The sequence below is a fragment of the Methanobacterium congolense genome (genome assembly GCF_900095295.1).
Lineage (GTDB): Archaea > Methanobacteriota > Methanobacteria > Methanobacteriales > Methanobacteriaceae > Methanobacterium_C > Methanobacterium_C congolense.
The window spans coordinates 931,749-942,500 of sequence record NZ_LT607756.1; the positions used below are offsets into that span (position 1 = coordinate 931,749).

The 10,752-nt window shown below is 38.1% G+C and carries 10 protein-coding genes (1 of these 10 cut by a window edge); 3 read left to right on the forward strand and 7 right to left on the reverse strand.

The features are described 5' to 3' along the window. Positions 1–62: 62 nt before the first annotated feature. The 7 genes from MCBB_RS04410 to MCBB_RS04440 all read right to left on the reverse strand — a co-directional run bounded on the left by MCBB_RS04410 (position 63) and on the right by MCBB_RS04440 (position 8,059). Positions 63–1,043, reverse strand: coding sequence for a glycosyltransferase family 2 protein (locus MCBB_RS04410; RefSeq protein ID WP_071906621.1), 981 nt, complete (start codon positions 1,041–1,043; stop codon positions 63–65). A 172-nt stretch (positions 1,044–1,215) separates the two neighbouring features. Further along, positions 1,216–2,379, reverse strand: a complete 1,164-nt coding sequence (locus MCBB_RS04415; RefSeq protein WP_197668944.1) for a DegT/DnrJ/EryC1/StrS family aminotransferase — start codon at positions 2,377–2,379, stop codon at positions 1,216–1,218. Between the two features lie 205 nt (positions 2,380–2,584). Next, positions 2,585–2,869 carry a hypothetical protein gene (locus MCBB_RS04420; RefSeq protein WP_145976009.1) on the reverse strand — a complete coding sequence of 95 codons (285 nt, stop codon included), beginning with the start codon at positions 2,867–2,869 and terminating at the stop codon, positions 2,585–2,587. Between the two features lie 576 nt (positions 2,870–3,445). Then, positions 3,446–4,432, reverse strand: coding sequence for an ATP-grasp domain-containing protein (locus MCBB_RS04425; protein ID WP_071906623.1), 987 nt, complete (start codon positions 4,430–4,432; stop codon positions 3,446–3,448). Continuing rightward, positions 4,429–5,007: a metallophosphoesterase family protein gene (locus MCBB_RS04430; RefSeq protein WP_071906624.1), complete on the reverse strand. Its 579-nt coding sequence runs from the start codon at positions 5,005–5,007 to the stop codon at positions 4,429–4,431. Before MCBB_RS04430 ends, MCBB_RS04425 begins: the two co-directional genes overlap by 4 nt. 944 nt (positions 5,008–5,951) lie before the next feature. Continuing rightward, the gene (locus MCBB_RS04435; RefSeq protein ID WP_071906625.1) at positions 5,952–6,896 is read right to left on the reverse strand and encodes a flavodoxin domain-containing protein; all 945 of its coding nucleotides are present in this window, start codon (positions 6,894–6,896) and stop codon (positions 5,952–5,954) included. Between the two features lie 218 nt (positions 6,897–7,114). After that, a complete protein-coding gene (locus MCBB_RS04440) occupies positions 7,115–8,059 on the reverse strand; it encodes a potassium/proton antiporter (RefSeq protein ID WP_331709800.1) in 945 nt (314 codons plus the stop codon). Positions 8,060–8,551: 492 nt separating this feature from the next. Between MCBB_RS04440 and MCBB_RS04445 the strand changes: the two genes are divergently transcribed. The 3 genes from MCBB_RS04445 to MCBB_RS04455 form a co-directional block, all read left to right on the forward strand. Beyond that, on the forward strand, positions 8,552–10,051 hold the full coding sequence (locus MCBB_RS04445) for a DUF2193 domain-containing protein (protein WP_071906626.1): 1,500 nt from the start codon (positions 8,552–8,554) through the stop codon (positions 10,049–10,051). 74 nt (positions 10,052–10,125) lie between these two features. Beyond that, a complete protein-coding gene (locus tag MCBB_RS04450; RefSeq protein ID WP_071906627.1) occupies positions 10,126–10,335 on the forward strand; it encodes a DUF2180 family protein in 210 nt (69 codons plus the stop codon). Then, a protein-coding gene (locus tag MCBB_RS04455; RefSeq protein ID WP_269454997.1) for an MIP/aquaporin family protein crosses the window boundary here: on the forward strand, positions 10,316–10,752 show its 5' portion. 325 nt of this gene lie beyond the right edge of the window; 437 of the gene's 762 nt are visible here — the first part of the coding sequence; it begins with the start codon at positions 10,316–10,318; its stop codon lies beyond the right edge, outside the window. Before MCBB_RS04450 ends, MCBB_RS04455 begins: the two co-directional genes overlap by 20 nt.

Genomic DNA, 10,752 nt, shown 5'->3' on the forward strand with positions numbered 1-10,752 from the left:
TATTTTTGTCCTGTTTAATCTGCTCTGTTACCTTTTTTTGAAAATAAAGAAACATTAAATTTTTAGAACTTCCAACCAGCGTAGCAACCTCTTATCACTGCCCCAGACAGTTTCCACTCACCTCTGATCCAGAAGGCCATAGCATCCATTAATGCTCTAAAGAAGATCAGATTACTATAAATAATTAGTTTAGAATGTGATAAATGTTTTTTCAGTATGATGATGCGGTTCCTGTAGGAATAATAGAGTGAAAGCTGACTAGATCTAGTTGAAAATCCCTCTTTATGATACACTATGGAGGAAGGTTGGTAAAATATTTTATAACCTGCTTTAGCCACCCTCAAACAGAAATCTGTTTCTTCCATCATTAAGAAAAAATTAGAATCCAGCATCCCCACTTCCTCAATAACGTGGGACCTAATCAACATACAGGCCCCCAGCACAGAATCCACTTCACGGCTTTCATCGTATTGACCCTGATCCAGTTCACCAATACCCCTATTTTGGGCTATACCCAGGGGCCACTTCATTTGTGCACCGGCAGAATTGATGTAATCCTTTTCAGGGAAGTAACAGGTTTTAGGACCCACCACTCCAACCCCTTCATAGGCAATGGCAGGGGCCAGAAGCCCATTTAAAAAATCACCCTTCACCACGGTATCATTATTCAAAAGCAAAAGATAATCTGGCTTAGTGAACTTCAAGGCGTATTCAATGCCCAGATTGTTTCCACAGGAAAAACCCAAATTTTCTCGGGCTTTAATAAGGGTTACCTCATTTTTAGTGGATTCCTCAGGTTCCTCCTTTAAATCCATTTGGGAAGTTTCTTTTACTTCAAAATGTTTTTTTAAGCTATTATCTGTTTTAAATACCATCTCAAGGTATTTCCTTATTTTTAGAACGGAATCATCGTAGGAATCATTGTCAACAATTATTATATCATAATTTGGATAATTGATTTCCCAAAGTGAATCCAAACACTCCAATGTATCTTTCCACCCATTCCAATTCAAGATAACTATTGAAACTCGAAGATCATCCATTCAATCCCCCCTCCAACGATAGAAAAACCTATAAAAATAAAGTAACAACTAATAAAACCCTATTCACATCCTCTCAATTGGACAGAACATTTGTACATTACCAATTTTATAAAACAATACTCTCCTCATCTTATAATAAAAAAAACGTTTATTAAACGAACAGAACAAATGTTCAGGTCATAACCTCCCTGATGATACTCACAATTTTAGAAACATCTGCTGAGGACAAAGTTGGGTATAATGGCAGGCAGAGTACGCTGCTAGAAACGTCAGTGGCTGCTTTCAAATCAAATCTTCTGTTCAAATCCTTTGATCTACTTTTAAAGTATTCAAAATCAACGGTCAGTGGATAGAAGTACTTACGCGGGTAGTAACCCATTTGAGACAGGGCTAGTTCTACACGGTTCCTTGTTTTTTCATCCTCAAAACAAACTGGCATGTAGGCGTAGTTGTACTGGGAAGCCTGAATTTTTTGGAATTTCACATCCAGATCTTGCAGATTCTCCACGTAACATTCATAAATAAACTTACGTATCTGAATACTTCTATCTATATTTTTAAGGTTACATAATCCCATTATAGCCTGAAATTCATTCATTTTAGCATTGGTACCCGGCAGGATCACTTCTTCTATGGAGGTGTCAATACCATGATTACGAATCAGTTTAATTTTTTCCTCCACTTCTGCGTCCTTGGTTACCAGAGCCCCACCCTCAATGGTGTGGAAAGCCTTGGTAGCATGGAAGCTCAAGGTGGATATGTCCCCGTAGGAAAAAATTGAACGATTCTTGTACTGAACATTGAAGGCATGAGCCCCATCGTAGATGACCATGAGATCGTTATCTTTTGCAATCTCCTCAATGCGTTCCACGTCACAGGGATTACCATAAGTATGTACAGCCATTATGGCCGTAGTATCTGGGGTGATTTTCCGTTCTACATCCTCAGGATCAATGTTGAATGTTTCAGGGTCGATGTCTGCAAAAACCGGATTTAATCTTTCCCATAGTAAGGAATTGGTGGTGGCAGCGAAGGTGAAGGGTGTGGTAATAACACTGCCCTTTATATTCAGGACTTTTAAAGCAATTTGTAAGGCTAAAGTACCATTAGAAACAAGTAAAAACTTTTTTAAACCCATAAATTCCTTTAGTTTTTTTTCCAGCAACTGTACAAACTGGCCATCATTGGTTAACCATTTACTATCCCATACTTCCTCTAAATAATTTATATATTCATTTATATCGGGTAAATCCGGAAGGGTAACATTGACACGCTTTTCATCAGAAACTTCAGTGGTGATTTGAATTTCAGCCACAGACTCCACATCAGGCTTCACGCCTACGGAATCTAAATCTAAGATACCTTCTATTATATCGGGGATATAATTCTCCTGATACCCCTCCTTAGTAATGGTATCATGATTATACAAATCATTTATAGGGTATTTTAAAAATAAATAATCCACCATATTCTTCAATGGATGAGAATTTGCCATTTTTAACCCCCTTCTGAAAAAAATATGAGGAAATAGGTTTTTTAATCTATTGTCCTACAAGTTTTACAAGATCCGAAGCCTCGAAGTAATACTCTCCATATTTACTTGCATCGTAGTGGCAGGTTAAAGTAGCATAAGCCCAGCCGTCACCATCAGGATCAGGGATATTTAAATCTTGTTTTTTGAAGAAACAGATTAGATCAATAGTCCCATCGCCGTTGGCATCTTCATAGGTCCAACGAACTGGTTTGGCTCCTGCGAACATTATACTGTTTGTATCTGTCTTAGTAGCATCATAACCTCCGTATGTTAAAATAGCTACAGGTATCACGCCGTTACTATTGAGATTAACGGCGTTGGGATCGCTCCAAGGTTTAATATCTATATGGCAAGCTACTGCTGTAGAAACTGTAGCTAATACCATTAGGGCTGTCAAAAGACCTATTATTCCCGCTTTTTTCAATACATTCCCCCCAACTGTTTTTACATCATGAGATGTAAAATTGAATATATCAGGAATAAACTTACTCCAATAAGGGGATAAATATTACAATTCTAGGAAATAATGCAATGATTTTTGATTATCAGCTGGAGTTGTTTATTTCGTTAACCTCACCTATTTCTTTTCACTAACTACCTATATTTTATGTATGACGTATTATATAACATTTCACACATCCCCTGAATTAGATAAATTTAAATATAAACACTATTTTTTTGAAATTGTTGATGCGTTTATCAGCATGTTAACGCTGAATCCATGCCAATAATGTTTGTGAATATAATTATGAGTCCTCTTCAGAACGAACTGTTGATTCTACGCATAATGACAGTCAATTGAGTTGTAACTATTTTAAAAATTAGTGAAATTGGATCTCCAGCAAAATAAACATTCACAAAAATAAAATTATAAATCACGTCTGGAATACCCGTGCTTGTTCAGTCCCATGTTTTCTATCTGAGCATATTCCACGACTAATTCATTCCAGTACCTTAAAATAACCCTTTCTTTAATGTTGTAGCAGGGTGTTTTTCCCTGGAGATAGTCACATACCATGGCAGGTTCGTTGAAGCCAACCAGTGCACGACTGGCTGTAGTTCCTGAACAACGTGCATTGAATTCAAAAATATAAGGAACATCTTCATCCATTCTTAATTGCACATTACAGGGCCCATAGGGATTAAGAGCTCCAATTACTTCTTTCAAATGATTCTCTAACTCGTCATCTTTGATAACAAATGCTTTATAAGTATCTCCACATCTAAGCTGACGTTTCATAATGATGGGACCTAAACAATCTCCGTCAAATGATACTACACCGCAGGTGTACTCATTTCCATGTGCATATTCTTGAATTACGAATTTATTTGCTTCTGATGATTGCTGGAGACTTTCCAACGTTTTATCATCTTTAATCACAGTTTTATCAACTGATCGAGCTCCTCCTTTTCTGGGTTTTACCACAACTGGAAAATTCAATTCTCCATTGTAATCTCGAAGGTTGTAGGTTTCTAAAGCAGGAAAACCATGTTTTTTTAAGAAATAGTAGGTTTTAAGTTTATCGTCTGCAATTTCAATCACTGAGGGGTCACTGACCATCACAGTTAAAGGCATTTTTCTTTCCATTTGTTTCTTATGCCTTGCCAGATAGGGAAGTTCTGCATCTAAACCTGGAAAAAGTACTTCACACTTCTCTTCTTCACATATCTCTTCAAGGCGGGGTATGAATTGAGGTTCTTTAGCGTTGTATCCTAGGTAGGCACAAGGTACTCCATACAATCCTGCTCCCAGCAAATCACTATCAATTCCAACTAATTGATGGGGAGTATCCTGCAGTGCTTTTATTATGCTTTGGCCGACTCCTCCACCCACTCCAGTAACTGCTACCTTCATAGTACATCCTCCAGATCAATGAATTTTATTTCGCCATTATTTATTTGTACATAGCCTCTTTTAAAGCCATTTCTGCCTTTGGTAATTGAACCCGGGTTGATAATGATTTTCCCATTGTGCTCAAAAAAAACCTTTTCATGGGTATGCCCAAAAAAAATGTATTTGATGTTCGCAGCTGTGTGATCACTCAATCGTATCAAATCTTTTTTTGATCGTAAATAATCGTCCCCTAAAGAATGGGTTACATACATGTTTTCAAAATAAATTTCTGGTTTCAAAGATCCTATTGACAATATCTGTTCATTAGAAAGTCTTTCACGGGTATACTCAATGGAATCTCGAACTGCTGGATGTTGGTTATCCAGATTCTCTTGAGTGATTGACATACGGTCATGATTTCCCAGCACCGCTAAATCCACATGTTGGAAAATGAAATCAATACACTCCTCCAGATCCTCACCGTAACCCAAAATATCTCCACAGAATATGCTTAAGTCAGCATTTTTTAATGTGGCTTTTATATCCTGAAGACTTTGCTTATTGGCATGGAGATCTGAAAAAACCACGGTTTTCATTAGGAAACCCCTCTAGGTATTTGAGTCTATTAATATTATGTTCTTAAACTAGATATAACTGTATTTATTGTAAAAATTTTAAACAACACAACTATCCTGTTTTTTACCCTTAGATCTCTTCATCGTCTTTTTTGAGTTCAAATATTGGTTTAAACCTAAAACTAATTTCTGATTCATATTTATGCAGTGATCTACATTTCTTTTTGGAAGTATCAACGTGCCTTTAAGATATGCTACTTTAAGCTATTCCAAAATATATTAGTATTACTCATGTTCGGAAGTTTTAAGGATACTTTCCAGAGATATTATTTAAAACATTATTTTATTCTTAAATTAATTTTAAATAGATAATTGTATCATTTTAGGTCTTAAAAAGTTTATAAATTGCTATATTGTCAAAATATGCTCTAAAATAAATTTTTCGCTGAACTTCACTTGAAGATTTACTTCGTTAAACTATTCTATAACGAAATAGATTGAAACTTAAAATTATACTGACTGTAAAACGAAGGAAAGAGCTTTATAAAAAAAAGTAATGAACTTTAATTAGTTTTCCTGTTTAAAAAACCATTACCTGGTGAAATAAATTTCAAGAAATTATTTTAAAATAATTCAGTTCAAAAAGTCTATGCATATTTTTTCCTGGAAACAAGTGTGATATCTCAAAATTAAGGGATCACCCATTCAACCAGGTTCCAGTCTACATGTACCATCAAATTTGTAACGATTTTAATGATCTTTTTGAGTCCATCCTGAAAAATCTTCAAAACCTCCCTATTTTGCACGTTGGATGTATACTGCAAAGGGTATTTCTGGTGATCCCTGCAATTTTTCTGATCAACCTCCACAATGGATTTTTTTGAACAGGTTAACTGAATATGGCCTCATACTTCCAATATATTGTGATAATAATGACATAGGTAAATCCATTCGAATCTCAAGATTTAGAATGTAATGATCTGTCTGGCATTGTAGCCCTCCTCCCTGAATTTCCAGTAGAGAAACTCAACCTTTTCAAGACCTATCCTTATCACATTCATATTCACAGGCAGTGCTTCAATTGCAGACATCTTGATCCCCTTCAGATCCATCACATCTTTATATTCAGGGCTCTCTCTTGGGATTATATCGCATTTTCCGGTTATTTGCATCCCTGCAAGGCTTGCCATACCTTTATATGGGTCATTGATTGCCAGGGAAACGTTTTTGTTCATGAGCAGGTTTGCAAACTTTTCCCCACCCTCAGTTAAGATGTAGATGTATTCTTCTTTGTAAGTATACTCCAATGGAGTTGCCCTGACTCTGTTTTTAAATGATGTGGCAAGGGTGCAGGTGTTGTGGGATGTTAAAAACTTTTCCACGTATACTTTGAGCTTTGAGGGATCCAATTTATTCATATCCCTTTCCTTGAGGTTTTTAAGTTCAAGGGCGTACTCTATCACCTCTTCAATGTTGAAGAAGTCCATATCTTCAAAGGAAAGATCAGCCCTTTTCAGGAAGGATTCAATGGCTTTGTAATCCTCCAGATCAAGGTTGTTCAACTTCAATCGGCCACCTATGGTATCAATACTAACAGCATCCTTTCCAAGACTCTTTTCAATGGATTTAAGGTTATCAATACCTCCCCTACGGTCGAGACATGTGCAGAAAAGGGCCACAGGTTTTTCAGATAGCCAATCCTGATTTTCATGGATGAACCCCTTGATCTTGGGTTCCACGTCTCCCATGTAAATTGGAGAGCCTATGACAACGAAGTCGAAGTCCTTGTACTCAGTTTTGAACTCATCAACAACGCAGTGTACTGCAGCCCCCATGATCAATGCAATGGTCTTGGCAACAATTCTGGTTGAACCGTATCTGCTCTCATAAACAACGAGTGTTCTCTGCATCTATAACACACCTCCTCATGTAGGTTAAACCCTAATTGAAGTTATCATCCTTTGTAATCACTTGAATAATAATTATTAAAGAAATAGTATATAAATTCATACGTTGAAGATTTGAACCACGCTGTTTGTATCCTTGCTTAAAAAGTGATAAAACTCTTTTATTTTATTATTATCTAATTATTTTAAGATTTTAAAATATTTAAGTAAATCTTACCCTCTCATTCTGGTTCTTCAGATAACCCAAGGTATTTTGCAGCGGTGTTAATGGTTGAACCCTGTATAAGGGCAGATGTTAATGTTATGAAGAAAACTATGTTGAATATCATATCTCCACCATTTATTCCTGCAACTATAGGATAGGTTGCAAGGATTATGGGAACTGCACCTTTGATACCAACCCATGAAATGAATATCTGGTCCTTGAATCCAACCTTAAATGGTGAAAGGCATATAAAAACTGCAAGGGGCCTTGCAACCAGCATCAGAAACAGGGAAATTAGAATTCCCACACCCATAACTGGAACCATCTGGGAGGGGAATACAAGAAGTCCCAATGCTAGAAACATGATTATTTGCATGAGCAGTGCCAAACCATCATGAAACTGGATCTGTTCCGTTTTATGGACAAACTCGCTGTTTCCTAAGATTAAAGCAGCAATGTAAACACTCAAATAATCATTTCCGCCCATATAATTGGTTAAAGAAAATGTAAGCAGGGCCAGAGCAATTGTAAGAACGGGATAAAGTCCTTCAAGGTGGAGTTTGATCCTGTTTATCAGTTCCACCATACCCTTTCCAAAGAGGACACCCAGAATAACTCCCAGACCAATTGATTGGATGAGAGATATAATCATTCCCTGAATGGAAGTTTCAGGATTCAGGATCATGAAGATCAAGGTTACCGTCAGAAAGTAAGCCATAGGATCGTTACTTCCACTTTCAAGCTCCAGAAGAGCTTCTAAATTATGTTTCATTCCTCCTTTTTTGGATCGAAAGATAGAAAAAACAGCGGCTGCATCAGTTGATGAGATGATGGCACCAATCAGGAGAGATTCCATTAAAGGAAATCCTGCAATCCAGTTTATGAAGAATCCAACTGCAATAGTTGTTATCAGGACACCTGCAGTGGAAAGGGCCACACCCTTCCAGAGCACAGGCTTCACATCTCCCCACTTTGTATCCAGTCCACCTGAAAAAAAGGATGAATATCAGTGCAATTATCCCTACAAACTGCACTATATACGAATTATCAAAATAGATTCCACCTATTCCTTCAGAACCTGCAAGCATTCCTATTAAAAGGAAGAATAGAAGTGATGGAACTCCAAGTTTGTGTGATGTTTTACTCAGTATTATGCTTATAAGCAACAGTAATGAACCTATAAGAAGAAAGTATTCTGGGTTCATGGTTTAATGTTTGTTTTACATATTTTTAAATACTTCATTTTCAGTGGGGGCAATGTTTTGTTTTTAAATGTTAGGGGAAGGATAATTGAAGGTGATACTGATAAAATAGATATTCATAAACCTATGATGGTTAAAATCAAGGGACTATCCATTAATTAAGTATTAACTTTAGGTCCTAAATGGCTTATTAATAAAAATATAGCAAAATATATGTTTGTGATGGTTCATAATAAATCTACGGTGATAACATGTCTGAGATATATGAGAAAATGGTAAATGAAGCTATTGCAGCTCAAAAAGCAGATGTAGAAACCATCAAGAATAACCGAGGTGGAAAATTTAAGATAACTGATACAAAGGCGTACCTTGATGTTGTAAACAAGATGGGTGTTGCAGACGGTCAGAGTAAATCTGTCATAGATCTGCACGTTGATTCGGTTAATGCACACTACAATGCCCTTTCAAATCTCACAGACACAGTAAGACCTGAAGACGATCCATTCGTGGAGCATTATCAGACGCCTGCAGTTCTTGAAATACTCTACGAAGAGGATGAATCCTTCAGAAAAAGTACAGAAAAATTCATAGAAGCCATAGGAAAATCAGAGGCCCTCATAGGTAAAGAGGTTGTAAGGCGGTATGGAGGGTTCTACGGCCCAACGTGTGTTGTTGACTTTGCACTCATACCTGGGAGCACAAGTAACGTGGTAAACCAGATACTCAAGGGGGTTGACATTCCCCTGAAACACAAACAGGCCCTTCTTTCAGCAAAATCATGGGGTATGAACACATCCTACGGTATAGGGGAAACCTTTGCAAACCAGGTGGAAGCGGGAGCAACGCTCACAGAAGCCATAAAAAATGAGATAGACATGATTAAAAGGATATATGACAGCCCCATAGATGCCCAGACAGAACTCATGAACGCAGCAGGACACGAATCCTTTGATGTAAACAAATACATGCTGGATTACAAAAAGAAGATGGAAAAAACAGTTAAAAATGCAGTTGATGATGGCGTGCACTACGGTAACATAGTAACGGTTCCAGCTTACTGTGTTGGGGATATATCACATCACATAGCTCAATCAACCTACAACATGTGCAAAGATGATGTGATCATGGCTGTGATAGAAGCAACAACAGATGTAATGGAATCAACACTCAAGAAAGCAATACCCTCATTCAAGAGTGAATATCAACCTTTATCCCTTGCAACAGGCTCATCTGCATGTGCAGTTGAATACATACTTGAACTCGACGGCTTCAACGCACCGATGATAGTTAACCTTCTCACAGAAAGGTTCCATAACTACGTGCAGCTCTATGCAGATAGGGGTGCTGCAGCAGAGCTCCACAACTGCGACTTCATGGACATGATATACAGGGGATGGAACTACCTTGACAAGGAGCGCAGGATGAGAAACGGGTCTGGAGCACCACTTGAACCAAACGTTGCAGGATTCAAGGTTGACCTGGAACCTGTAAGTCAGAACGAGGTTATAATGAACCCACAGCGCTATGCATACCCTGCATGTGCAATATCTGTAAGGTTCTCAAGTCTGATGCGCCTTGCTGACTACCCATGTCTTTTAACAAGCGAACCTGTAACAGCCACAATGATGACCAACATCATTGCAATGCACAAGGAAAGTCCAGCTTCACCTGCAAGAGTATGTAAGGATTGTGCATCAGCATCGCTCGTTGACTTCAGACACAACTACTGCCAGTGGAAAGAGGCAGTATAAACTTCCATTTTTTTAAACAGGATTTTAGAACACTCAATAATTTATAAAACCTAACAAGACGGAGGTTGTAGAAAATGAAGTGTTACATCTGTGCAAAGGAAGGAAAGGATACTGATGCAGTTGCAATGTGCATAATCTGTGGTATGGGTCTCTGCATGGACCACCTTGTAAGGGAAGATGTTGATGTCTGGGAGGGAGGTTATCCATTCCCTGCCCAGAGAATGAAGAAGGTTCTTCCAAGGATACTGTGCCCAGAGTGTTACAATGCCGTGGGTGGTGATTGAATTGGTTAACCTCACAAAGAGGTGCCTTGCAGAATTCATAGGAACATTTTTCCTGGTCTTCATGGGTACAGGGGCTGCAGCCATAACCTTAATGATAAGTCACGGGGTTACGACTCCCAACGCATTTAACATAGGAATAGGTGCCCTTGGCGGGTTGGGGGACTGGCTTGCAATAGGACTTGCCTTTGGACTTGCAATTACAGCATCTATATATGCCCTTGGAAATGTTTCAGGTGCCCATATAAACCCAGCAGTTACACTGGGTTTGTGGTCTGTTAAAAAGTTCCCGGGACATGATGTGGTTCCATACATACTTTCTCAGCTTGCAGGAGCATCAGTAGCAAGTTTTTTACTTGCAGGGATACTTGGAATGGGTGCTGTAACTGTTGGAGGTTTGGGTGCAACCGCACCGTTTCA